This window comes from Streptomyces sp. NPDC050534 (assembly GCF_044457745.1).
GTDB lineage: Bacteria > Actinomycetota > Actinomycetes > Streptomycetales > Streptomycetaceae > Streptomyces.
Window position 1 is genome coordinate 57,718 of the sequence record NZ_JBITHF010000012.1, and the last position, 24,700, is coordinate 82,417.

General features: G+C 73.3%; 18 protein-coding genes and 1 tRNA gene. 6 read left to right on the top strand and 13 right to left on the bottom strand.

The genetic code is table 11. The features are described from left to right. The first annotated feature begins 128 nt into the window (after window positions 1-128). Window positions 129-1,418, top strand: coding sequence for an amidohydrolase family protein (locus ACIBN2_RS34285; RefSeq protein WP_399140326.1), 1,290 nt, complete (start codon window positions 129-131; stop codon window positions 1,416-1,418). Window positions 1,419-1,636: 218 nt separating this feature from the next. Further along, window positions 1,637-2,293, top strand: a complete 657-nt coding sequence (locus tag ACIBN2_RS34290; protein WP_399140328.1) for an NAD(P)H-binding protein — start codon at window positions 1,637-1,639, stop codon at window positions 2,291-2,293. 123 nt (window positions 2,294-2,416) lie between these two features. Here ACIBN2_RS34290 and ACIBN2_RS34295 read toward each other — a convergent pair whose 3' ends face one another. Continuing rightward, window positions 2,417-2,629 carry a hypothetical protein gene (locus ACIBN2_RS34295; RefSeq protein WP_399140330.1) on the bottom strand — a complete coding sequence of 71 codons (213 nt, stop codon included), beginning with the start codon at window positions 2,627-2,629 and terminating at the stop codon, window positions 2,417-2,419. 82 nt (window positions 2,630-2,711) lie between these two features. Then, window positions 2,712-3,185 carry an NUDIX hydrolase gene (locus ACIBN2_RS34300; protein WP_399140332.1) on the bottom strand — a complete coding sequence of 158 codons (474 nt, stop codon included), beginning with the start codon at window positions 3,183-3,185 and terminating at the stop codon, window positions 2,712-2,714. Window positions 3,186-3,370: 185 nt separating this feature from the next. Between ACIBN2_RS34300 and ACIBN2_RS34305 the strand changes: the two genes are divergently transcribed. Then, window positions 3,371-5,647, top strand: coding sequence for an MFS transporter (locus ACIBN2_RS34305; RefSeq protein ID WP_399140334.1), 2,277 nt, complete (start codon window positions 3,371-3,373; stop codon window positions 5,645-5,647). Between the two features lie 43 nt (window positions 5,648-5,690). Here ACIBN2_RS34305 and ACIBN2_RS34310 read toward each other — a convergent pair whose 3' ends face one another. The 4 genes from ACIBN2_RS34310 to ACIBN2_RS34325 all read right to left on the bottom strand — a co-directional run bounded on the left by ACIBN2_RS34310 (window position 5,691) and on the right by ACIBN2_RS34325 (window position 7,517). Then, a complete protein-coding gene (locus ACIBN2_RS34310; RefSeq protein ID WP_399140336.1) occupies window positions 5,691-6,221 on the bottom strand; it encodes a DinB family protein in 531 nt (176 codons plus the stop codon). Window positions 6,222-6,684: 463 nt separating this feature from the next. After that, the gene (locus tag ACIBN2_RS34315; protein WP_399140337.1) at window positions 6,685-7,038 is read right to left on the bottom strand and encodes a hypothetical protein; all 354 of its coding nucleotides are present in this window, start codon (window positions 7,036-7,038) and stop codon (window positions 6,685-6,687) included. A 178-nt stretch (window positions 7,039-7,216) separates the two neighbouring features. Next, window positions 7,217-7,378 carry a hypothetical protein gene (locus tag ACIBN2_RS34320; RefSeq protein ID WP_399140338.1) on the bottom strand — a complete coding sequence of 54 codons (162 nt, stop codon included), beginning with the start codon at window positions 7,376-7,378 and terminating at the stop codon, window positions 7,217-7,219. A 57-nt stretch (window positions 7,379-7,435) separates the two neighbouring features. Further along, a tRNA-Tyr gene (locus tag ACIBN2_RS34325) sits at window positions 7,436-7,517 on the bottom strand. Window positions 7,518-7,751: 234 nt separating this feature from the next. Here ACIBN2_RS34325 and ACIBN2_RS34330 point away from each other — a divergent pair. The 3 genes from ACIBN2_RS34330 (at window position 7,752) to ACIBN2_RS34340 (ending at window position 10,933) form a co-directional block, all read left to right on the top strand. Further along, window positions 7,752-8,240: a YajQ family cyclic di-GMP-binding protein gene (locus ACIBN2_RS34330; protein ID WP_399140340.1), complete on the top strand. Its 489-nt coding sequence runs from the start codon at window positions 7,752-7,754 to the stop codon at window positions 8,238-8,240. 191 nt (window positions 8,241-8,431) lie between these two features. Further along, the gene (locus ACIBN2_RS34335) at window positions 8,432-8,872 is read left to right on the top strand and encodes a hypothetical protein (protein ID WP_399140342.1); all 441 of its coding nucleotides are present in this window, start codon (window positions 8,432-8,434) and stop codon (window positions 8,870-8,872) included. Window positions 8,873-8,875: 3 nt separating this feature from the next. Beyond that, entirely contained in the window at window positions 8,876-10,933 is a 2,058-nt protein-coding gene (locus tag ACIBN2_RS34340; RefSeq protein ID WP_399140343.1) for a CHAT domain-containing protein, read from the top strand. Here the strand turns inward: ACIBN2_RS34340 and ACIBN2_RS34345 are convergent. The 7 genes from ACIBN2_RS34345 to ACIBN2_RS34375 are packed head-to-tail and all read right to left on the bottom strand — an operon-like array spanning window position 10,902 to window position 24,414. Then, window positions 10,902-11,336 carry a tetratricopeptide repeat protein gene (locus ACIBN2_RS34345; RefSeq protein WP_399140345.1) on the bottom strand — a complete coding sequence of 145 codons (435 nt, stop codon included), beginning with the start codon at window positions 11,334-11,336 and terminating at the stop codon, window positions 10,902-10,904. The genes ACIBN2_RS34340 and ACIBN2_RS34345 overlap by 32 nt on opposite strands. Continuing rightward, complete coding sequence (locus ACIBN2_RS34350) at window positions 11,333-13,972, bottom strand: Hsp70 family protein (RefSeq protein WP_399140346.1); 2,640 nt, start codon at window positions 13,970-13,972, stop codon at window positions 11,333-11,335. Before ACIBN2_RS34350 ends, ACIBN2_RS34345 begins: the two co-directional genes overlap by 4 nt. A gap of 55 nt (window positions 13,973-14,027) precedes the next feature. After that, a complete protein-coding gene (locus ACIBN2_RS34355; protein ID WP_399140347.1) occupies window positions 14,028-14,780 on the bottom strand; it encodes a hypothetical protein in 753 nt (250 codons plus the stop codon). Further along, the gene (locus tag ACIBN2_RS34360; RefSeq protein ID WP_399140348.1) at window positions 14,764-15,207 is read right to left on the bottom strand and encodes a hypothetical protein; all 444 of its coding nucleotides are present in this window, start codon (window positions 15,205-15,207) and stop codon (window positions 14,764-14,766) included. Before ACIBN2_RS34360 ends, ACIBN2_RS34355 begins: the two co-directional genes overlap by 17 nt. 54 nt (window positions 15,208-15,261) lie before the next feature. Next, on the bottom strand, window positions 15,262-20,094 hold the full coding sequence (locus ACIBN2_RS34365) for a hypothetical protein (RefSeq protein WP_399140350.1): 4,833 nt from the start codon (window positions 20,092-20,094) through the stop codon (window positions 15,262-15,264). A gap of 3 nt (window positions 20,095-20,097) precedes the next feature. Then, a complete protein-coding gene (locus tag ACIBN2_RS34370; protein ID WP_399140352.1) occupies window positions 20,098-21,417 on the bottom strand; it encodes a serine/threonine-protein kinase in 1,320 nt (439 codons plus the stop codon). Window positions 21,418-21,420: 3 nt separating this feature from the next. Further along, the gene (locus tag ACIBN2_RS34375) at window positions 21,421-24,414 is read right to left on the bottom strand and encodes an AAA family ATPase (RefSeq protein WP_399140353.1); all 2,994 of its coding nucleotides are present in this window, start codon (window positions 24,412-24,414) and stop codon (window positions 21,421-21,423) included. Between the last annotated feature and the right edge of the window lie 286 nt (window positions 24,415-24,700).

Here is a 24,700-nt window from a genome sequence, read left to right on the forward strand (position 1 = left end):
CACGACTGCGGACCACACCGGTACGACTATTGCGCTCCTCCCCGACACGGGCGGACCGCCGTCCTAGGCTCGTCTCACTCTGCGTGATCTTGCGTCTTGCCGCACAGTCCCCGAGCACCTGGAGCGCGATGCCCGAGAGCCAGCCGCCGCCCCACTCGTGGTCCTCCTCTTCGGGCGCCTCGGGCAGTCCGGGTTCCCCGGGCCAAGGAGGCGATCCGTCCGCGCTGCTGCTGTGCGGGGCGCGGCTGACCGACGGCCGGACCGTGGACGTACGGCTGGGCGGCGGGCGTATCGAGGCGGTCGGCACGGCGGGCAGCCTCGCCGCGGGCGGGCCGCAGGGCTGCGGCACCCGCGTGGACCTCACCGGCTATCTGCTTCTGCCGGCCCCGGCCGAGCCGCACGCCCACCTGGACACCGCGCTGTCCGCCGAGGGCGACGGCCCGGTGTCGTACGACTCCAAGGACGTCCAGCGCCGGGCCACGGAGGCGGCGTTGCTTCAGCTGGGGCACGGGGCGACCGCAGTGCGCGCGCACGTGCGCGTGGGCGACGTCCAGGGACTGGGGGCGCTCGCCGCCGTCCTGCAGGCGCGGCGTTCGCTGCGCGGGCTGACGGAGCTGACGACGGTGGCGATGCCAAGGGTGCTGACCGGCGTGGCCGGGGCGGACGGGCTGGCGATGCTGCGGGACGCGCTGAAGATGGGCGCCTCCGTGGTGGGCGGCTGTCCGGACCTGGACCCGGATCCGACCGGGTACGTGGAGGCCGTCCTCGAGGTCGCCTCCGAGCACGGCTGCCCCGTCGACCTGCACACCGACGCCGCCGATCCCGCGCGGATCGCCCGGCTCGTCGCGATGGCCGCCGGGCTGCGCCCCGGGGTGACGCTCGGCCCGTGCGGTGGCCTCGCCGGCCTGCCCGCCGAGCCCGCCCGGCGGGCGGCCGACCAGCTCGCGGCGGCCGGGGTGACGGTGGCATGTCTGCCACAGGGCGGCTGCGACGGATCCGACCTGCGCGAGACGGCTCCGGTACGGCTGCTGCGGGCGGCCGGTGTGCGGGTGGCGGCGGGCAGCGGCGCCCTGCGCGATGTGTCGAACCCGGTGGGGCGCGGGGACCCGTTGGAGGCGGCCTACCTGCTGGCCTCGCGGTACGGGCTGCGGCCCGAGGAGGCGTACGACTCGGTGAGCTCGTCGGCGCGGGCCGTCATGGGGCTGCCCGAGGTGCGCGTGGAGGCGGGATTCCCGGCCGAGCTGCTGGCCCTGCGCGGTGACGGGCTGGCCGGCGCGTTGTCGCTGGCCTACAGCCGGATCGTGGTGCACCGGGGGCGGGTGGTGGCGCGGACGAGCGCGGTGCGGGAGTACTGCAACTCGGAGTCGGCGGCGACGGAGTTGGGGCTGCCTCGGCAGGGGCGGGGGAAGTTGTCGTAGGGGCGGGGCCTGTGCCGTAGGGGCGGTGAATGCCCCGTGGGGACGGTGTTCGTGCCGACGAGATATACGTGGGTGGTGGCGCGCGGGAGCGTGCGCGGGCGCACACGATGAGTACATGCGCGGGCGCGTGCGCGCCTGATGTGTGCTTCGCATGCGCACCCTGAGCCGTGGCTCAAGTCGTGCGGCGGATGCGGTCGTCCGGGCGTACGGTCGAAGACATGCGCATTGTCATCGCTGGTGGTCATGGTCAGATCGCGCTGCGGCTGGAGCGGCTGCTCGCCGCGCGCGGGGACGAGGTGGCGGGCATCATTCGTCACGCCCAGCAGGCCGACGACCTGCGGGAAGCCGGTGCCGAACCGGTTCTGCTGGATCTGGAGTCGGCCTCGGTCGAGGAGGTGGCGGCGCATCTGCGCGGCGCCGACGCGGCCGTCTTCGCGGCGGGCGCGGGCCCGGGCAGCGGGGCGTCCCGCAAGGACACGGTGGACAAGGGCGCGGCGATCCTGTTCGCGGACGCGGCGGTTCGGGCCGGCGTACGACGGCATGTGGTCGTCTCGTCGATGGGTGCCGACCCCGCGCACCAGGGCGACGACATCTTCGACGTGTACCTGCGCGCGAAGGGCGAGGCCGACGCGTACGTACGGCGGCTCGACGCGCTGGACGTGACGATCCTGCGGCCCGGGATGCTGACGAACGACGCCGGCACCGGTCTCGTACGGCTGGAGGCGCACACGGGCCGCGGCCCGATCCCGCGCGACGATGTGGCCGCCGTACTGGCGGAGTTGGTGGACAACTCGGCGACGTCCGGCCTGACCCTGGAAGTGGTCAGTGGATCGGCGCCGGTGTCGGTGGCGGTGAAGTCGGTCGCGGGGAACTGAGGGATCCGCACCGACCGGGGAAGTTTCATCGACCGGGGAAGTTCCCGGCCGGGAAGCCGCACCAGCGGGGAAGCTGCAGGGAAAGCTGCATCGAGCAGGGAAGCCCTGCCGGCCGTCGGGCGACTAGAACAGGGGCAGTTGGCCCGGGATCTCGGGGACGACGTAGCCGTCCAACGCCGGTTGGGCGGCGTCGGGTCGGGCCTGGCTGCGGGAGCCGGGGCAGGAGAGCAGTACGCCGTTCTCGCGCGCGCCGGGCGGGTCGTGCCGTGCGAACCGGCCGGCGACGACGGCGATCTCGCGACGGCATTCGGGGCAGCGTCTGCGACGAGTGGACATGGGGTCAGTGTGCCCCGCGCGGTAGCCAGTTGTACGTGGGGCGCACGCCTGGGGCGGTCGCGGTCAGCCGATGCAGTCGCGGTCAGCCGATGTAGGGGAACGTCCGCGTCCAGTCCATCGCGTGGTCGATGCGCAGGCGCATGGTCGGATGGATGTCCAGGCCGGCAAGGTCGTCCGGGGCGACCCAGCGGGCGGCGGGGGTCTCGCTGCTCGTGCGGAGTTCGCCGCCCGTGGGGCGCGCCCGGAAGCAGATGCTGAACTGCTGGCGGACCTCACCGTCGTCGTAGCGCATGACGTGGCCGGGATCGGTGTAGAGCCCGGAGAGGCCGACGACCTCGACCTCGATCCCGGTCTCCTCCCGGACCCCGCGCACCACCGTGTCGCTGATGGACTCCCCCACCTCGTGCCCGCCGCCCGGCAGTGCCCAGCGGCCGTTGTCGGAGCGCCGGATCATGAGCACGTAACCGGCGCCGTTCCGCACGAACGCCACCACGGAGGGCACCACCGAGTTCGCCGGCGGGGCGGCGGGGTCGTGCAGGTAGTCGATCCGTCCCATACCGGCGTACGTACCCCGTTTTGCCCGGGACATGGCGGCCGCCCGATCGGCCTTGCTTAAGTCAATCAACTGACTTAGCTTGGGGCTGTCGCGGCGCACGTCCCCTGCCGGTGCGCCCACGCCCGACGCCCACGCCCGACGCCCATGCCCGACGCCCACGCCCGACGCCCACGGAGGCCCGGCCCATGTCCCACGCACTGCCCCGCCCCGCCGACGACGACGGGGTGGTGACCGCGGCGCCGCGGGCCAATGCCGTCGTCGCGGTCCTGGCCTTCGGCGGGATCGTGGTCTCGCTGATGCAGACCCTGGTGATCCCGATCGTGCCGGAGCTGCCGAAGCTGCTGAACGCCCCCGCGTCCGACACCGCGTGGGCCGTCACCGCGACGCTGCTGGCCGCCGCCGTGGCCGTCCCGATGATGGGGCGGCTGGGAGACATGTATGGCAAGCGCCGCATGCTGCTGGCCAGCCTGGTGCTGCTGATCGCCGGTTCGGTCACGGCCGCGTTCAGCGACTCTCTGGCCCCGATGATCGTCGGACGGGCACTGCAGGGCACGGCCAGCGGCGTGATCCCGCTGGGCATCAGCATCATGCGGGACGAGCTGCCCGCCGAACGACTCGGCTCGGCCACCGCCCTGATGAGCGCCTCTCTGGGTGTCGGCGGCGCGCTCGGCCTGCCCGCGGCCGCGCTGATCGCCGACAACTTCGACTGGCACGTCCTGTTCTGGAGCTCGGCCGCCATGGGCTTCGTCGCGCTGCTGCTGGTGCTGTTCGTGGTGCCCGAGTCGAAGGTGCGCACGGGCGGGCGGTTCGACGTCGTCGGCGGTCTCGGGATGGCGGCCGGCCTGCTCTGCCTGCTGCTGCCGATCTCCAAGGGCGGCGACTGGGGCTGGGACAGCGGCACCACGCTCGGCCTGTTCGGCTCCTGCGCCGTCATCCTGCTGCTGTGGGGCTGGTACGAACTGCGCACCGACCAGCCGCTGGTCGACCTGCGCACCACCGCCCGCCGACAGGTGCTGGTCACCAACCTGGCCTCGATCGCGCTCGGCTTCGGCATGTTCGCGATGTCCCTGGTGCTTCCGCAGCTCCTGCAGTTGCCCGAGGCGACCGGGTACGGCCTCGGTAAGTCGCTGCTCACCGCCGGCCTGGTCATGGCCCCGTCCGGCCTGGTGATGATGGCCGTCGCGCCCGTTTCGGCCGCCCTGTCCAAGGCCAAGGGCCCCAAGGCCAGCCTGATGCTCGGCTCCCTCATCGTGGCCGCGGGCTACGGCCTCAACATCGTGCTGATGTCCGAGGTCTGGCAGTTCGTGCTGGTGTCCTGCGTCATCGGTTCCGGCATCGGCTTCACCTACGGCGCCATGCCGGCCCTCATCATGGGCGCGGTGCCGCCGTCGCAGTCGGGCGCGGCCAACAGCCTCAACACCCTGATGCGATCCATCGGCACGTCGACGGCGAGCGCCGTCGCCGGCGTCATCCTCTCCCAGATGACCATCGACTTCGGCGGGGTCGCGCTCCCCTCGGAGGACGGCTTCAAGACGGTCCTGGCGGTGGGCGGCGGCGCGGCGCTGCTGGCATTCGTGGTGGCCTCGTTCATCCCGCGGCATGGGACGGGGGCGGGGGCGGGGGCGGGGACGACTGCGGACAGGAGCGGGGCCGGGGTCCTGGAAGCCGGTGACGGAATGCCGGAGACCGGCGGCGACATCACGGTGATCCCGGTGAGCGGCCGTGTTCTGGGGGCGGACCGCGTCCCCGTCGCCGCGGCCGCGGTCACGCTCATCTCGCTGGGCGGGAAGCAGCTGAGCCGGTCGGTCGCGGGGAACGACGGTTCGTACGGCGTCGACGCGCCCGCCGCGGGCTCGTACGTCCTGATCGCCTCCTCCGAGGGCTACCAGCCACAGGCCTCGACCCTCGTCGTCGACGGCGGACCGGTCTCGTACGACGTCCTGCTCAGCGGCACGAGCAGCCTCGCCGGTCTGGTGCGCTCCGCGGACAGCGGGACGCCGGTCGCCGATGCCGTGGTGATCGTGACCGATGTGCGCGGGGACGTGCTGTCCACAGGACGGACCGACGTACTGGGCGAGTTCACGGTCACCAACCTGGTCCCTGGGACGGTCACGCTCGCCGTCAACTCCCCCAAGCACCGCCCGCTGGCCCTGCCGGTCGAGATCGGCGGGAGCGGCACCACGCGTACGGAGGTCGAGCTCCGGCCGGGCGCGCATGTGCGGGGCACGGTGCGGGGGGCGGGCGTGCCGCTGAGCGACGCCCGGGTGACCCTGGTCGACACCGCGGGCAACGTCGTCGCCACGACGAGGACCGGGCACGACGGCGCCTACGCCTTCTCCGACCTGGACAGCGGCGCCTACACGGTCATCGCGACGGGCTACCCGCCACAGGCGGCCACGGTGACGGTCTCGAACACCGACACGGACGACCACGACATCGAACTGGCCCACAGCCGACAGTAGTTGAGCCGCCGTACCTTGCCGCCGGAGGAAGAACGTGAACCCGCTACAGGCCGTCGACGACGAGGTAGCCGTCGAGGCGTCGTACGCGGTCGCCTTCCGGGTCAGCGGGGAGTGGGTGTCCGAGGCTGTCCGCGCGGACCTCGCCGATCCACTGGTCGTGCTGGTACTCGTGGTTGATCAGCACGGTGAGCAAGTGGGCGCCGACGATGGTGAGTTGATCCGGAGCCGAGACATTGCCGGAGGCGATGGCGTGCAAACGGGCGTGCACGCGTTCGGCGACGGTGTCGCGGAAGGTGGTGAGCCGTTCGACGGTGGGCAGGGCGCCGCGGAACTTCTCCGGGTTCGCCGAATCCATGAGCCCGTCCAGTTCGGGGTCGGGGCTGGGTTCGGCGGCGGTGAGGTTGCGCACCATGAAGTGGGCGACGTGGGCCTGGTGGCCCAGGTGCCAGCCGATGGCGCTGGAGTTCTCGTGCGGACGCCAGATCACCTCGTCCGGGGTGAGGTCCTTCCACAGGTCGTCGGTGTACGCACGGGCGCGGTCGTACTCACGCAGCAGGACGTCGATGCGGTGCATGCGGTCGCCTTCCTCGGGGTGGGGACGTGGCCTTCGGCCGTCCGGACGGACTTCGGCCGGCCGTCCCCGTCAGCATCGCGCGCGTCGCTCGCTCCCCTGCGGCCAGTGCGCCTTCTACGTGGCCGGCGACGTCCGGCGCGGTCTCGGTGGAGGCTCAGTGCAGTAGCCTCCTGCCCCCAGCACGACTTAGCGGCCTCGGGACCGTCCGCGGCGACCAGTTGCGCGCGCACCGCATCCTCGAAGCCCGGGTTAGCGGGCGAGGATGAACGCCGCTGCAGGGGTGGGCGCTGGTCTGCCGGCACTCCGTGAGGTGCGCGCGGCCGGGGTCCATGCGAGACGGGCGTCAGGACCGTGGCCAGGATCCTCGTCGACGTCGGCGGCCGATTCACCTTTCCACCGTCGTCCACCTCGCCACGCACGTGGGCCCCGGCGCCGGGTGGTTCGGCGCCGGGGCCCGTGTGAGCTACTTGCCGAGGATGATCGTGTTGTTGCATCCCAGGGTCGAGCCGACGTTGGTGCTCTGCGTGCCAGGTGAGCCGTTGCCGTTGGGCGCGTTGCCCTCCCGGCCGTTCTCGAACCCGGACTGGCCCTGTACGTCGACGTTCTCTTCGGTCGTCGTGCATGTGGTGCTCTGGCTGAACTGGGTCGTGTGGACCTCTCGAGCATGGTGCTCGCGCACATGGGCATGTGCGCGTCCGTGTTTGGGATTGCCCCCGTACCCATCCCCGTACCCGTGGGCGTAGGCGGTACCGGTGCCGAGGAAGCCGACGGCGCCGAGGAGGACGGCCACGACAACGGCCTTGCGAGGCTTTTGCATGTCTTCTCCGGATGTTGAAGCGGACGCGAACGTCATCTGCCACGCCGCAAGATGACGAGAGGTTAATGGGCAAATGCCCTATATGTGCTCATCGGCACGCCGGATCGTCCGATCAACGAGCACGGACGCCCCCCGTACCCCGGGCAGGTCCGTCAGTCCGTCGGGTCCATCGGGTCCATCAGGTCCATCGGGTCCGTCGGGCCGGAGGCCGCAGCGCGCTCGTGTCGTCGACTGCATGCCGTGGGCGTGGGCAGGCGCGGGTGAGGTCGAAGACCTTGCCGGGGTCGATCTTGCGGTCCCAGATCAGCAGGATCAGCTCGCGGCGGCCCCTGCAGGCCACACGAAAAGACCCCCTCCGTACTGCATAAATGCAGTTCAGAGGGGGTCTTCCTCAGCGTGGCGGCGCCAGGATTCGAACCTGGGAAGGCTGAGCCGGCAGATTTACAGTCTGCTCCCTTTGGCCGCTCGGGCACACCGCCGGGGTTGCTGCCCGTTCGAACCGTCTTGCGGCGGTGCTCCGTGGCAACGACGTAAACAATACCCGATGCGGAGGGGTGCTTCGCCACTCGATTGATCTGCGCCCGGAGGACCGCGGGTGGCTAGGCTTGTGCGGATGCGGCCCGGGACCACGCCGGGCTCGGCGCCGTCCCACGCACGCCGATACGCACCCGTACGCACCCCCTTTCACGCACTGATACAAGGAGCCACAGGACATGGCCGACTCCAGTTTCGACATCGTCTCGAAGGTCGAGCGGCAGGAGGTCGACAACGCCCTCAACCAGGCCGCCAAGGAGATCTCGCAGCGCTACGACTTCAAGGGCACGGGTGCCTCGATCTCGTGGTCCGGCGAGAAGATCCTGATGGAGGCGAGCGGCGAGGAGCGCGTCAAGGCGATCCTCGACGTCTTCCAGTCCAAGCTGGTCAAGCGCGGGATCTCGCTGAAGTCCCTGGACGCGGGCGAGCCCCAGCTCTCGGGCAAGGAGTACAAGATCTTCGCGACGATCGAGGAGGGCATCTCCCAGGACAACGCGAAGAAGGTCGCGAAGATCATCCGGGACGAGGGCCCCAAGGGCATCAAGGCGCAGGTGCAGGGCGACGAGCTGCGGGTCAGCTCCAAGAGCCGGGACGACCTGCAGACCGTGATCGCCCTTCTGAAGGGCAAGGACTTCGACTTCGCGCTGCAGTTCGTGAACTACCGGTGACGGACTGACCGCCTGCTCGATGAGGAGAGGGCGTGACGAGGGCGGTCGTCCTCGTCACGCCCTCTCCTCATTCGCCGTCAACTCCCGCGGCGGACCCCGGCAATTGGCGTGACCTGATGGCCCGTCGCCGATGGTGGTGCCACGCTGGTGAGGAACCTGTTTCCGCTGCCCGTCGGGCATGGGAGGTAGCTGTGGCCACAGAGTCGGTCGGCACGTCGGCGTCGGGAAGAGGCGGGGAGCTCACACTCGAGCTGGCGCTGTACGGGCCCGACCCGGCGCCGGAGCAGCTCACGGAACTGCGCCGGGCACTGACGGCCGCGGGGGCCGCCCGTGTCGAGCGCACGCACCTCACCGCTCCGGCATCGGACCAGCGCGTGGCCGAACCGGTCGAGGTCACCACGCTGTTGGTCGGCGCGGCCGGCAACGTGGTGGCGATCGTGGAGACGGTACGGGCATGGCTCGCCCGGCGTCGTGAGGCGGCCGCGCGCCGGCCCACCGCGTCGGGGGCGGACGCCGCCACGCCCCGGGTGATCGTGACGCTGAACGGCGAGACGCTGGAACTCGTCGACCCGCCCGAGCGGGCCATGAACGAGGCGATCGCCCGCTTCTACGACCGACACCGGCAGGACTGAGCGATGACGGTCCTCCAGGTCCGGGTGTCGGAGCCGCGGCGCGGGCGCACCCAGTACTCGTACGAACTCAAATCCGGTGACGGGTCCGTGCTCGGGCCGCTGGAGCAGGAGCACACCGTCGACGTGAGCCAGGACCTGGTCAAGGACCTGTGCATGGAGATCGACGAGGCGCTGAAGAACACGGACGCCGCGGCCGGGACGGAGCTGCGCGAGAGCCTGGCCAGGCTCGGCAGTCTGCTCTACGACGCGCTCTTCCCGCAGGCCGGCCAGCCCGAGCTGATGCGGCGGTTGCGCGAGTCCACCGGGCCGCTGCTGGTGCAGAGCAACGAGGTGCTGGTCCCGTGGGAACTGCTGCACGACGAGGGCGACTTCCTCGGGCTGCGGCACGACATGGGGCGCCGGGCGAAGGTCGACCGCCCGGTGGTCAGCGGACGCAGCATCGACCAGGTCCGCCGGGCACTGGTCGTCGGCGACACCCTGGGGGATCTGGCATCGGCCCGGGAGGAGACCGAGCGGATCAGCGCGTGGCTGAGCGAGAACGGGGTGGCCTGCACGGTGCTGACCGGCCGCGAGGCCACCCTGTCGCGGGTCGTCGGGGAGCTGGCGCGCGAGCAGCAGCCGTACGACCTCTTCCACTACTCGGGGCATGTCTCCGGGGTGCCGGACGCCGCCGGGCTGATGGTGCACGACCGCAAGTTCATCGGGATGGACGCGCTCCAGCCGCTGGCTCGCAGGGGCGCGCCGCCCGTCGTCTTCATCAACGGCTGCGCCTCGGCGGACCCGATGCTCGAGTCGGCGCCGCGGGCGCAGGCGGAGGCGGCACAGACCATGAACGCCTGCATGGCCTTCATGGTCGTGGGCGCCAAGACGGTCGTCGGGACGCGTACGGCGGTCGGGGACGCCGGGGCGCTGCGCTTCGCGGAGGCGTTCTACGGGCAGCTGCGCGACCACATGGAGGCGGGCACGGCGGTGCGCAGGGCGCGGGCCCTGCTGGCGGAGCAGTCGGAGGAGACGTGGGCGTCCTTCGTGCTGTACGGCGATCCGGGCGTGCGGATCACCACGACCGCGGAGCCCGAACCGATCCGCCGTGTCGACCGGAAGAAGCCCGAGCCCGGGCGGCCGGCGTTCTCCGCGGAGGCGACCGGGCTGCTGCGGCGGACCAGGCGGTTCGGCTCGGTGCGCGGGATCGTCACGTCGGTCGATCTGCTGACCGCGCTGCTGGAGACGGAGAAGGTGCGGGAGCGGGCCGCGGCGCGGATCGGGGCGAAGCGGCTCCAGCTGCTGACCGAGGTGCTGCGGCAGTTGCAGAGCCATACGCCGGGGGCCGGTGACACGGGGTCGTTCCACACGGGTTCGTACGGCACGGACAGCTTGAACCGCACGAACGGCACGAACGGCACGAAGGCCGCGACCGGCCCGAAGCCGGACGGCGGCGGGAGCATCGTCCTGTCCGACACCGTCGAGCGGGTGCTGGAGGGGGCCGAGGCGGCCGTGGTGCGGGACGGGCGCTCGGCGGTCGGGGTGGACGACATCTCGACGGCGTTCCTGGAGACGGGCGGCGGCAGTTGTGCCGAGCTGCTCCAGCTCTTCGGCATCCGGCCGGACCGGCTGCTGTCGCCGGTGGTCGAGCGGCGGGGACCGCGTACGGGCGACGACGTCTTCTGCCTGGACGGGCTGTCCCCGGCGGCGGCGACGGCGGTGCGGTGTGCGCGGCTGCTGGCGGCGGTGAAGGGCGAGAAGATCAGTACGTACCTGCTGTTGCAGGCCTTCGCGATGACCGGCAGCGAGGTGCTGGAGGAGGCTCTGGCGGAGCAGGGCGAGGAGGGGACGGACGCGTATCACACGCTGGCGCCGCTCGGCGGGGCCCGGCCCCGGGACTTCTCCCGGCGCACCCTGGCCAGGCTGGAGCAGACGATCGCGGAGGCGGACGGCCCCGTCGGCGAGGAGGCGCTGCTGATCGCGCTCCTCACCGAGGAGGACGCCTCGGCCCGACGCCTGCTGCAGAAGCTGGGCGTCGAGCCGGAGCTGCTCATTCAGGCGCTGCGGAACCCACTGGGCTGACGGCGGCGGGTTCGGGCGGCTCCGCCGATTCCGGCGGCCCGGGCTTCGCCGCGGCCGTCAGGTGCGCCACGCCCCGGCGGGCCACCGGGTCGTCCGGGTCGCGGGTCAGGGCGAGGTGCCAGTGGTGGTGGGCATCGGTGTGGGCGCCGAGGTGGTAGCAGGCCAGCGCCAGGGCGTTGTGGGCCTCCATGTCGTCGGGGTACCAGTGGACGATCGCGGCGAAGCGGTCGCGGGCGGTGGCGTGGTCACCGGTGCGGGCGGCGGCCAGGCCCTCGTTGAACAGGCGCGCCGCGTGGGCCGACAGCCGGACGTACGCCTGGAGCGGGGTGCCGCAGCGGCGGCAGCTGCCGGCCGTGGGTTCGTTCTCGGCACGGCAGCGGGCGATGGGGCAGACGACCGTCACCGCAGCCCACCGCCCGAGTACGACTCGCCGGTGACGATCGGGATGCCGACCTCGTCCGCGCCGCCGTCGCCGAGGAGCAGGCGTGCGAGGTGACGCAGCCGCGCCATCAGCTTCCCGGCCTCCTGCATCACCCGCTCGGGATCGGTCGCCAGCGACGGCGCCAGCTGCTCCAGCCGGTACCGGATCTCCTCCAGCTCCCGCTGCTCAGCCGTCCTGCCGGTACCGGCGGCCACCCGCAGCAGCTCCTGGCTTCCCTGCATACCGGCCCGCACCAGCTCCTCCGCCCGCACCGCGGGGGTGAGTTCCGGGGCCGACTCGGTCCGCATCAGCTGCTCCAGGTACCGGTACATCCGGTGCAACTGCTGGATGACCTCGCCGTAGGCCCGCTGGTCGCTGTTGGTCCAGGCCCGCTCTCCGCGCTGCCGCTGGTCCTCGATGGTCCGGGACATCTCGGGTGCGTCGAAGGTCTTGCCCTGCGGCACGCCGTTCTGGACGAGGTACGCGTGCAGGCTCAGACAGGCCTCGACCAGGTCGTCGAAGTCCTGCTTGGGCGGTTCGAGGCCGCGGGAGTGCTGGGTCGTCACGGAGTCCGCGAGCTGCTGGAGTTCCTGGAACTCGTGCACGGCCGAGGACACGTCACCGCTGCCGCGTGCCTCCTCGAAGGCCTTGCGCACCATGGTCCACTTGGTACGGGCGATGGTCTGCGGCCCGGCCGGGAGGTAGCCGGCGTTCTCCTCGAAGCCCCGGTACAGCGCGTCGATCTCCGCCTGCTCGGGCATAGGCCGCTCGTCGGGCAGCTCCACCGGCACGTCGAAGGACGTGTCGCCGATGGTGCCGCGCACGGTGATCGCGGCGTTCTCGTGCATCGCCACGTTCAGCTGGATCAGGGTGCCGCGCGGTGTGGACGACCCCACCTCCACGGTGATCACCTGGATCGGCGTGCTCTGCTGGAACAGCCGCAGTTCGACCCGCTCCTTGCCGGGGTGCGTGAACTCGAAGTCGCGTTCGTACGGCAGCTGCTGCATCGCCGGCACCAGCTCCAGCCGGTCCGTGCTGCCGTCCCCCAGGGCGACCTCCAGCTTCACGGCCTTGGCGTTGAGCGCGGCGCCGCCGGTGCCGCCGGTGGGCCGCTGCTCGCCCGAGCTGTGCGCCATCTGGCGGCCGGCGACGGCACGCAGGTCGCCGTAGGCGTCGTACACCTCGAAGGCGAGCTGGGTCTCGGCGTCCGGCTGCACGGGTACGTCCTGGAAGGCGAAGGTGCCGTCCGGGAGGAGGTCGGTCTCGTCCTCGAAGCCCGGGGTGGTCAGCCGGACCTGTCCGTCGGTGAGGTCCAGCCCCTCGACGAGCGGCTGGACGGTGCCGCCGACGGAGGTCTCGGCGCGGCCGGTGGCGGCGCTGCCGTGGAAGGAGACCCGTACGGTGCGCTGCTCGTCGTAGACGGCGAGTCCGCCGACGGCCGCCGCGCGGACCGCCGCGCCCAGCGCGACCACGGTGTCGACCTGCTCGTACACCGGCTCCGCGCAGGCGGCGCGGACCTGCCGGGGCGAGTCGGGGGCGGCCGGGCCGCACAGCTCGCGGGTCACCATCTCCCGTACCAGCGGCATGTGGGTGGAGCCGCCGGCCAGGATGATGTGGTCGACGTCGGCGAGGGTGATGCCGGCGCGCTCCTCGGCGCGGCCGATCGCCTCGTCGCAGTAGGTGAAGGTGCGCTCGATGAGGGGCCCGGCGACCGCGTCGAGTTCGGCGCGCTCCAGGAGTGCCTCGACGACGACCGGGTCGCCCTGCTGGTCGATGAGCCGGCCCGCGTCCCGCAGCACGAACTCGGTGCGGTCGGTCAGTGCCTTCTTGGCGCCCTCGGCGAGCATCTTCAGCTGGCTGAAGCGCAGCGCGTCCTCGGGGTCCCGCTCGGGGTCGAGATCGAGGGCGTAGCCGTCGCGCCGCAGCATCTCCTGGAGGTGGCGGGCGAGGGCCGTGTCGATGTCGTCGCCGCCGAGCCGGTTGTTGCCGCTGATGCCGAGCACCTCGAAGGTGCCCGCGGTGCAGCGCAGCACGCTGACGTCGAAGGTGCCGCCGCCGAGGTCGTAGACGAGGAAGGTGCCGTTCTGGGTGGCGGTGCGCCAGCAGTAGTGGCTGGCGGCGGCGGTCGGCTCGTGCAGCAGTCCGAGCACCTCGAGGCCGGCCTGCTCGGCGGCCTCCCGGGTGGCGTCGATCTGCGGCTGGTCGAAGTACGCCGGCACGGTCACCACGGCGCGGTCGACGATCCAGCGGGCGGTCGGTGTGTCGAAGGCGGCGACGTCGGCCTCGATCTGCTGCTTCATCTCGCGCAGGATCGCGGCGGACACCTGCGGCGGGGTGAGTTCCTCGCTCCCGAGTCGGGCCGTGCGGCGGGTGCCCATCAGCCGTTTCACCGAGGTGACCGGTTCGGGGGTGCTGCCCTTCCTGGCGAACGCCTTGCGGCCGACGACGAGTTCACCGCCGCTCGGGGCACGCCAGACGCAACTGGGCGTGGTGGCGGACTTGGTGACCGGGTCGCGGTGCAGGACGATCTCGCTGTCGGCGGGATTCATGACCGCGACCGCGCTGTTGGTGGTGCCCAGGTCGATCCCGACGGCCTTGCTGACGATCTGCTGCGTCATACCCTCGTGTCCGTTTCTTCGCGCTCTTGGTGTTCCTGATGTTCCTGGCGTGCTTCTACGGGGCTTCGGGTTCGGGGCAGCCCATGACCACCCGGGCGCGGCGGACGACCTTGTCGTCGTCCCCCGTCCCGTCGTGGTCGTCGCGGCCGTGGTGGAACACCGCCGGCTCGATGGTCTGCGCCACCACCTCGGCGGTGAACTGGGGGCCGCTGCGCCAGTGGACGACGTCGGCCCACTCCGCCACCTCGTCGTGGCCGCGTCCCAGCGGGTCGCGCACCTCGATGCCGCGCTGCCGCAGCTCTTCGAGCATCTGGTTCTTCAGGACGCGCAGCAGGTCGTGCAGGCGCTTGTTGCCGCCCTCCACCAGCGGCGCCTCGGCCCGGGCGAGTTGCAGCTCCAACTGCCCGGCCAGAGCGGCCAGTTCGTAGAGCGTGCCGACGACGGCGGCCGCCTCCTGCGCGGCTCTGCCGCGGTCCTTGGCCAGGTCGTCGCGGGAGCGCTGGAGCACTCCGGCCAGTTCGTGCGAGAGGTGGACGGCCTGGCCGAGGCCCTCGGGGACCGGGCGTTCGGCGAAGGCGTCCCAGCCCGGCGGGCCGGTGGGCTCCGCCGGCGCGGGATCCGGCCGTCCGCCGGTCTCCGGGTCGGCCGGAGTCGCGTCAGCGGGAGCGGTGTCGGCCGAAGTCGCGTCGGCCGGAGCCGGGTCAGCCGAGATCGCGTCAGCCGGAGCCGGGTCAGCCGAGATCGCGTCGGCCGGAGCCGTGTCAGCCGAGATCGCGTCGGCCGGGGTCGGGTCAGCCGAAGAGGACATCGCCCACCTCCAGGTCGGGTTCCGGGTCGCCGGCCACCGGCGACCGGTCCTCCAGGACGGCGTGGGTGCCGTCCGGAAGGGGCTGCAGCAGTTCCCGCAGGACTCTGCGTACGGCCTCGGTGACGTCGAAGTCGTCCGGACCGAGCGGCCGCGCCCGCGGGCCCGCCGGGGCGGGCCGGTGCCGGCGGGCGAACTTGTCCCAGCGCCGGCCGCGGTAGTCGGTGCCCGGCGGTTCGGTGAGCGCGTGGCGCTGCCGGGTGAGCTCGTTGCCGATGAGCTCGCGCATGGCCCAGTCGTACAGCTCGCGCTCCGCCTCCGGGGCGGTCTTGAGGCCGTCCTCGCCGCGCTCGACGATGGTCTGCCGGTCGGCGTCGACCGGCAGCGCCAGTACGTGGAAGGGGTTGGGCCTGCGCGATGCGGGCGTCATGGCCGCGCTCCTCGGCCGCCGGGTCCGCACAAGTCCCCTTCGCGGGGCGGGGGTTCAGTAGTCGCCATAGTGGCCGAGCCTCCTGATGATGTCCTCGGCGGCGGCCAGGTTGTCCCGGGCCGCCTTCAGATCGGGGTCGATGCGCAGGGCCTCACGGAAGTGGTGCATCGCGGTGCGGATGTTGGCGGTCTCGTCGCGGAGAGTGGGCCTGAAGCCGGTTTTGGGGAGGTTCCCGATGCGGTCCATCGCCTGTTCGACGAGGCTGACGCCCTGCGCATTGCGCGCCCTGGCGACATCCTTCAGGGCCTGCTCGGCGTCCTGGCGCAGCTTGCCGTCCTCCGCCCTCATGGCGCCGGCGACGCCCCTGGCGTCATGGACGCGGGCCTCGGCCTCGCCGAAGCGGTTCTCCCGCATGTCGACGTAGCCCTGGTTGATCAGGGTGGTGGCCCGCATGGTGTCGAGGAGGTCCTGGGTGGACGCGTTGCGCGGGATGCGGTCCAGCTCGGCCAGGGCGCGCTCGTAGCGCTTGGCGCGGATGTGGTCCAGCGCCGTGCCGAACAGGGCCTCCCTGCGGGCCTGTTCGAGCAGTTTGTCGACGCTGGGGTTGGCCGGGTCCCACGCCTTGGCCCGCTCCAGGAGCCGGACGCTGTCCTGCGTCGATCTCTCCAGCAGGCCGCGGTCGACGAAGTGCATGCCGAGCGCCTGGTTCTCGCGTGCGTACGGGCGCCCCTCGGTGGACCGTTCGGCCAGCAGATCGGCGGTACGGGCGGCCTTCCGTGCCACCTCGCGCATCCGGTCCCGCTCGTCGAGTTCGTACAGCCGGGTCTGCCACCTGTTGTGCCACTCCAGCACGGTGCACAGCACGGAGGTCGGCGCGAAGCCCTGCCGGACGGCGGTGTCCAGGATCTCGATGCCCGCCTCGTAGTCGCCGTCGATGCCGCGCGGGAGCCGCTTCAGTGCCGCGGGGTCGTCCACGCGCCGGGTCGCGGTGCGCACCAGCTCGGTGGCCCATTCGTCCAGCAGCACGCCGGCCCGGGCGGCGATCTGGGCGAACAGCTCCTCGTCGACGTCGGCCGGTGCGACGAAGCCGAGCGGCCCGCCGGCGAGCAGCCCGCGGGTGGCGGTGGGGCCGTCCCGCACGGCCTCCAGGCAGTGCAGATGCATCCGGACGGCCTTCTCGTCCTGCCGGTCCAGGCAGCGCGCGCCGTGGGTGCGGTGCAACTCCAGCAGTTCGTCGGCCAGTTCCTTGCGCAGCCGGGCGGTGTCCGTGCCGGGCGTGCCGGTCTCCTCCCAGAAGCCGGGGTGGGCCAGCAGCAAGGTCCACAGGGCGGTCGCGGAGACCAGTTCGGGCCCGGCGGTCCCGGTGCGGGCGACGGCGCCGAGGGCCGCCTCCCGGTAGACCGCGGCGAAGGCGTGCGCCAGCGGGACGTCCTGGCCGTGGCCGCTGAGGCAGCGGTCCAACTCGCGTACGGCGCCCGGCTCGTCGTCCTGCCCCAGGGCCCTCCACAGCGCCGGGCGGCCCGCCACGAGGTCCTCCAGCAGGCGGTGGCGTCCCCGGCGCTCGAGACCCGCGACCGCGTCGGGCAGCAGGACCGCGAGGAGGGCGTCGACGCGGTCGTCCCGTTCCAGCGCGGCCGTCTCGGCGTGCACGGGGTGGTCCGGGGGCAGCAGCCGTGCCGCCTTGCGCAGCAGTTCCAGCGCGCCGGTCCGGTCCCCGTCCGCGTACGCGGTCACCGCGCGGTGGCAGAGATATGCGCCGTACTCCTCGCCCGCCTCGGGCGCCTGCAGCAGCGCCCGCCTCCACAGGTCCTCGGCGGTGCCGTGGTCGCCGACGACCGCGGCACACCGCACCAGGGTCAGCAGGGCGGTGCCGTCGGCGTCCGCCGCGTCGGCCGCCTGCCGTCGTACGGCGGCCCGGAGCGCCTCGGCGGAGCCGCCGGCCCGCTTGCCCCGCGCCGCCCGGGCGCACAGGGCGGGCAGGGCGCGGCCCAGGTCCACGAGCCCCGCCACGTCGTGCTCGGCCAGGGCCCGGGTGAGTACGTCGGCGGCCCGCGGCGGGTCGGTACGTACGAGTCCGGCCGCCCGGGCGACGAGCAGCGGCGCCGCGAGCCCCGGCCCGCCGTCGGCGGGCGGCTCCCCGTCCGGCGGGCGCCCGTCCAGCGCCCCGGCGAGGAAGCCGGCGACCTGCCGGGCCCGTGCCGCTTCGGGGCCGATGCCGTCAGCCGGCGTACTGGGCGCGACGACCTGACCGGCGACGGGCGTGGCCACGGGGACGTCGCGGTCCGCCGCCGCGTCGGACCGTACGGATCCGTCGCCGCCCGCCGCTGCGTCGGACCGTACGGATCCGTCGCCGCCCGCCGCCGCGTCGGACCGAACGGATCCGTCGCCGCCCGCCGCCGCGTCGGACCGAACGGATCCGTCGCCGCCCGCCGGTGCGGCCTCCCGCACCCGCGGGGCCTGTTCCGTCCGGCCGTTCAGGGTCGGCGGCCCGGCCGCGTGATCCGCCGCGGCCGCCCGCAGCAGGCGTACGGCCGCGTCGTGGCCGCCGTTCGCGAGTGCGGGCAGAGCCGCTTCCAGGGCGAGGACCGGATCGACTCCGGCCTGGTGCGCGGTGTCCGGCTCCGCTCCCGTGGACAGCGCGGCGAGGCGGGCCGTGGTGAGGGCCGCGCGGCGGGCCTCGGGGACGGGGTGCCGCTCGGCCAGGTGGACTAGCGCCGCGGCCAGTTCGGCCCGGGTGTCCGGGTCGGTGGCCAGGGCACGGCCGCGGGCCAGGGCAGCGGCGAGCGGCCCCGCCTGGTCACGGCCGGTCCACTCCGTCAGCGCCTCCGCCAGTACCGGCTCGACGTGCTGGGGTTCGGCCAGCAGCTGGGAGAAGCCGAGGAGCCGGCCGGTGCGGGCCCGGTGCCGCACGGCCCGCCAGGGCGAGGGGCCGGTGCCGGGGCGGGCGGCGCGCTCGGCCAGCAGACGGGCGGCGCGGGACAGCGCCCGGGCCTCGTCGGGCACCGATGGCAGGGCGTCCGCCCCGGTGACCGCCGCGTCGGTGAGCCGGGCCGCCGCCTGCTCCGCGCACCGCACGGCCTCGTCCGCGCGGCCGGCCGCCCAGTGCACCGCGGCCTGCCGCAGCCCGAGGACCCCGGCGGCGTGCCGGGCGCGGGGCAGGCCGCTCCGCACCAGGGCGGTCAGCCGTTCCTCGGCGGCACCGGTCCTGCCCTCGAGCACCTCCGCCTGCGCCCGCAACAGCTCCGCCTTGCGGCCTCGTACGCCGTGCAGCAGTGCCGTCACGTCCGCGGTGCGGCCGGCCTTCAGCTCCAGCAGCGCCAGGAGCACCCCGGCCCGGTCGCGGCCCCGGTCGCGCGCCGTGTGGAGCAGCTCGCGGGCCCGCTCCGGGTCCCCGGGCAGGGCCAGCACCCCGTGCCACAGCATCCGTTCGGCGTGCGGGAGCCGCCTGAACAGCGGCAGCCAGGTGAGCCGCTGGGCGGCCTCCGGGCGCCCGCGCGCGATCTCGGCGCCGAGCATCGTGCGCAACGCCTCCAGCAGGTACGGCAGTCCGGCGCCCCGCGTGTCCAGCCCGTCCCACTCGTGCAGGGCGGGCGGCCGCCGGCCGGCGGTCATGCGCACCCGCGCCTGCGCGAGAGGGGCGAACCCTCCGGCTTCGGCGGCGAGCTCGGCGGAACGGTCGCCGGGCAGCGCCAGGTCGGGGTCGGCGTCCAGCAGCAGGCAGGCCAGGGCCCAGCCACCGGGCCGGCCCAGCCAGTCGAGGCAGCGCTCGGCGGCCGCGTCCGGTTCCCCGCCGAGCAGCTGCGCCCAGGCCGCGTGGTAGGCGATGTCGGCCCGCTCCGGCAGCCTCTCGGCGAGCGGCACCAGGTGCTGTCTGGCGCGCACATGGTCGCCCTCCAGCAGATACGCCCGTCCGAGCGCGTACGGCTGCCAGGGGCCGGTGTCGGGGCCGGGCTCCGTCGCGGCGAGCAGACCGGCCGTCAGCGGGGGCGGCACCCGGTCGCCACCCGCGCCGGGTACTTCCTCCAGCCAGGCCAGCATCCGGCACAGGTCCAGCAGTTGGGCCGCGCGCGGCGTCAGCAGGTGGCCCCGGCCCGCCGCCGCGCCGGCCGCCCCGGTGAACTCGCCGGCGTGCAGCCGGGCGGCCAGCAGTCCGTGCAGCGCCGACGCGTCGTTCGGGTCGGCCCGCAGGGCGGTCTCGAAGCGCTCCGCGGCCTCGGCGGGCCGGTCGTGCAGCAGCAGTTCGCCGTAGCCGAGCGTGCGCTCGACGCCGGGCAGGGGGCGGGTGGCCGCAAGCTGCCGGGCCAGCTCCTCCGCCCGCTCGACTCGTTGCACCGGGTCGGCGAAACCCGTCGCGAGCAGCCCCACGACCTGGTCGACCACCTCCTGCGGTGGCCGTGCGTGCCGGGCCAGCAGGTCGGCGTAGACACCGAGGGGGGCGTCACCGTCCGCGCCCCAGCGGGCGAGCGTGGCCGCGGCGCCGACGCGGGCCTCCTCGAAGGCGCGGCCGGAACGGTAGAGCCGCGTCAACAGGTCCTCGGCCCACTGCCGGTCACCGGGGCGGTCTCGTGCCGCCACCGCCCCGGCCAGCGGGAACCAGGACTGCTGGATCCCGGTCCGGTCGGTGCCGGCCATGCGCTCGCCGAGGTCCCGCAGCCGGTCGAGGTCGGCCTCCTCCAGCAGCGGCAGGGCCGGGCCGGTCAGCAGGGACTCCTGGAACGACAGCCATAAGCCGGCCGTCTGCTCCGGCCGCTCCTCGAAACGCGGCAGCAGCTCCCGCAGCCGGGTCAGGCCCCGGGCGGGGTCACTGTCGGCGAGGCCGGCCGCCCAGGCATTCTCCAGGCGTCCCAGGAAGCTGAGGTTGTTGCGGACCGACCGCTGCGGCTGCATCCGTCACCCCCGGCCCGGCTCGCCGCCGGACAGCCGGGCGAAGTGGTCGGCCTGGAAGCGGTTGCCCGCCTGCCGGAACGCCCGCTCCGCGCGCCGGGCCAGGTCGGCGCGGACCGTCCCGTCCGACATCCGGGCGCCGGCCCGGACGAGGTCGTGGGCCTTCGCCCAGTGCGCCGCGGCGGCGTCGTAGGTCCCCTGCTGTTCCAGTGCCTGCGCCAGCTCGGCCAGCACGGACGGTAAGAGGTCGCGCCCCGTGCGGCCGTCCTCGGTCAGCGGCAGCAGCAGGGACACGGCCTCGGCCGCCCTGCCCGCCGTCAGCGCCCGCCGCGCCTCGGCGAGTTCGCGGGTCCCCGGCGGCGCCGTCGGCCGCGCGGAGGCCGCCCCGGCGACCGGCCCGGCGGCCGGCCTGGCCTCCGGCAGCGCGTCCAGGGCGGCCATCACCTCGGCCGCACCCCGGAAGCGGCGGCCGGGCCGTACCTCCAGACAGCGCAGGACCAACGCGTCCAGCTCCGGCGGAACCGAGTTGTTGAGCGCGGACGGCGGGACCGGCGGAGCCTTGAGCTTCTGCTCCTGGAGCCACTCCCCGTGCGCCCGCTGCGGCAGTGACAGCGGCGGGACGAGGTGGTCGTAGGCGTGCCGGCCGGTGAGGCCCTCGTACATCAGCAGGCCCAGCGAGTAGAGGTCGGAGGCGGGCACGCTCGCCCCGGCGGCCGTCTCCGGTGCCATGTACTGGATGGTCCCGGCCGTGCCCGGGACCATGCCGCCGTCCAGCATGCGGGCGGCGAGCCCGAAGTCGATCAGCCGGACCGAACGGTCCGTGCCCAGCAGGACGTTGTCCGGTTTGAGGTCGCGGTGCAGCAGGGGCGGGACGAGGCCGTGCAGCCCGCGCAGCGCCAGGCAGATCTGCCGGGCCCACTTGACCATGAGCCGCGCGGGCACCCGCTGGAGCCTGGCGAACTCGGCGGCGAGGGTGCTCCCCTGCACGTACTCCATGACCAGGAAGGCCCTGCCGCCCAGATCCCGGGCCAGTCCGCCGTCGTAGACGTGCACCAGATGGTGGCGGGCCTCGGTGTCGGCCATCGTGCCCATCGCCTCGGCGAGCAGCAGCACGTCGGCGAACAGGTCGGCCGCCGTGGCCTCGGTGATGCCCGTGCGCCGGGACAGCTTGCACGCCACCTGGCGCACCGGGCTGCCGAGGATGTACTGCTCGCTGCGGTAGACCGCGCCGAAGCCGCCCCCGCCGAGCCAGTCGCGCAGTACGTAGCGGCCGTCGACCGTCCTGCCGGTCAGGCCCCGCATGCCGGACTCATCGGTCGGGATCACGCCTCACGCACTCCTCTCCGGTCCGGGATCGGTCAACTCCCCCTCCGCATACGACACTTCGGCGTCCGCTCGCGGTTCCGGGGGAAGGAATCGGACCTCAGTGCCCGGGGTACCCGCACCGAGGGCGGCGTCCGCCGGGCCGGTCCGGGCGAGACCGACCACGACCCGGCCGCACGCGCGGTACTCCTCCGGATTCGCCTCGGCCGCCGCGAGAGCCGGGTTGTCCACCCAGTCCTTGAGGATGCGCCGCATCACCCGCCCGCCCTCCCGGCCCCGGGCCTCGCGGTCGAGACGGTGGCCCAGCTCCGCCGCCCGGTCCAGCAGCTCCGCCGAGACGACCAGCTCCTTCTCCCGCCGCTCGCGCCAGCGTTCCTGCCACTGGGTGAGGATCTTGCGTCCGATGCCGTGCATGGCCGCCAGGTCGAGCTGTCGGAAGACGACGATCTCGCGGATACGGGCCAGGAACTCCGGCGTGAAGACCGGGTCCCCCTGCCGGTGCCTCACCTCGCCGAGGCGCTCGCGCACGGCCTTGGCGATGTCCTCGTCGGCGCTGCCCGGGCCCATCCGGGAGATGACCTCCTGCCCGGCGTTCGTGGTGAGGATGAAGATCGCCCGGTCGCCGTGCGCCTTCTCTCCGCGCTGGTCCGTGATCCAGCCCTCGTCGAAGAGGTTGAGGAAGGGGCGCAGCACCTCGGGGTGCGCCTTCTCCGCCTCGTCGAGCAGGACCACGCAGTACGGATCGGCGTTGAGCTCCCCGATGAGCCGGCCGCCGCGGTCGAAGCCCGCGTAGCCGGGCGGCGAGCCGAGGATGCTGGCCACGCTGTGCGGCTCGGTGAAGTTCCCCATGGTGTACGTCTGCAGCCGCTTGGACGCCGAGTAGAGGTCCGCGACCGCCTTGGCCAGCTCGGTCTTGCCGACCCCGGTCAGTCCGGCGAACAGCAGCACGGACGCCGGTCCCGAGGTGTCCGCCAGGCCCGCCTTGATGCGCCGCAGCTCGCCGGCGACGGTCCGCACCGCCCTTTCCTGACCGACCACTTGAGCGGTGAGCGCCGCCTCGTAGTCGATGCCGTCCTCGCCCGTTCCGGCGACCTGGCCGCGTGGCACCCGGGACAGCTCCGCGACCGCGTCGACGACCTCCGCCTGGGTCACCGCCCCGCGCTCGTCCCCCTGCTGGGTCCGGGCGTAGTGCAGGTCCTCGAAGGCCCGGCCGAGCACCCGGACCGCGGACAGCGGCAGCCTCTGGTGCGGGATGAACTCGCCCGCCAGCAGCACCGCCCTGCCCACCGCGTGGTCCTCCGCCGGGATGCCGAACTCCTCCGTCAGCCCGTCCGCCGCCAGGCGCGCCATGTCGCACGCCGTCTCCCGGTCCGGCTCCGTCATCTCGATCCGGGTGGTCAGCTCCTGCAGGGCGTGGTCGGCGGCGATCAGGTCGTCGTAGTCGTGCACGGACAGCGCACCGACCAGATGCATGCGGCGTTCCTTGAGCGCACGGCGCAGCTGGAGCAGATGGTCGGTTCCGTGCGGGCCCCGCAGCAGACCTCCGAGCCCGTCCAGGCAGACGACCAGATCGGTACGGCCGGAGACGTGTGCGACCAGCGCGGCGAGCTGGTCGCCGCTCTTCTCGGCCGCGACGTCCCGGCAGTCCACCCGCAGGAACCGTTTGCGCCGCAGGAACGGGATCTCACCCGTCGCGGCCCGCCGCGCCAGCTCGCGCAGCAGCGTCGTGGTGCCCACGCCCGGCAGGCCGGTGATCAGCACATGGTTGTTCTCGGTCCGGTGCAGCGCCCGGCACAGCGGATCGAAGTAGTGGTCGAGGTGGCAGGCCGGTGTGATGCCGCCGGTGCGGGCGAGCCAGGTGAGGTCCTCGGAGGGCGGCAGGAACGCGGGCAGCGTGTACGCCGTCTCCCGCGGGGTGGTACTGCGCGACTCCTGAAGCACCTCCCGTACGTGGGCCCGTAACCGGTCCGGATCGAGGCGCAGCGGGTCCGCGCGCAGGACCCCGGTCAGCCGGGGCGAGGGGTCGTCGAGGAGCGCGGCCAGCAGATGCGGGGTGTCGATCCGGTCGGCGTCCCAGAGCGCGGCCGTGCGGCGGGACGCGCGCAGCAGGGTGTGGAAGGCGTCGCCGCATTCGTCGCGGTGCAGACGCGGTGCTGCCGGGCGGCCCCGCTCGGAGAGCCGGAAGGCCGCGGTGATGATCTCCGTGGCCTTCACCAGGCCGATCTGCGGGGGCAGTTGGAGCCTGAGCAGCCGCTCCGCGAGGCCCTCGGTCTCACCGAGCAGGGCGATCAGGCAGTGCGGTGGCAGCAGCCGGTCGTAGCCCAGTTCGGCGGCCCGCTCGGCGGCCCGCTCCAGGACGGACCAGACGTCCGCCGTGAACTCCTCCGACCGCAGCCGTCCCGAGTTCTCGTCGAACAGCTCGGGCAGCGGCTCCAGTTGGACCCGCGCCCGCTGCCGTAACGCCCCGGCCGCCCGCGGCAGATCCAGCACCTCGCCCAGGAACTGCCGGTCCTGCTCGTCCGGATGGTCGAGCACACAGGCCAGGAGCAGTTCGAGGGTGACCTCGTGGAGGCCGGGCGAGGGCATGGCCGCGGGCGCGGATGTCGTGGGCGCGGATGCTGTGGGCGCGGAGGTCGTCTTGTCGGCGTGGCCGGCGTACTCGGCGTCGAAGTCGGCGAACGCCGCCATCAGTTCCGGGGCGATACGGCCCGGCGAACCGTCGAAGCCGTAGGCGGTGCCGGGCGGGTCGTAGACGTCGATGGCCGCCATGAGGTGCTGCGGTGCGGCACCCTCGGCGAGCGCCGCCTCCAGCGCGGGCAGCACCGCCGGGTCCCGGCCGGCCAGCACGGCGAACAGCACGTCGCCGGGCCTCAGCCGCTCGGCCGCCCGCTCGGACGCGGCTCTCAGGACGTCATGGGTCCGCCGGTCCCCGCACGCCCCGGGGTCGAGCACACCGTCGGTGAACAGCAGCGATGACAGTGCGGACCTGCTCGGTGCCATGACTGACGGGTCGTGCCGTGCGGAGTCTTCTGACTGCATACCTGTGCCCGCGGCTCCGCCCTGTACAGGTACCGGGCCCGCGAACCCACCTCCCCGTTGACGAAATGCTTCCACACGGGGACTCGTGTGACTCCCGCATCCGTCAAAAAGCACATGCCCCACCGTTCCGTTGGGAAATGTGCACGAATCGAGGTGGCCTGCGATCACATCCCGCGCGCGGCGGAGGCCGGCGGGCGGGTGGGTGAGTGGGCGGCGAAAGGTGAGCGGCGAAGGGTGGGCGCCCGTC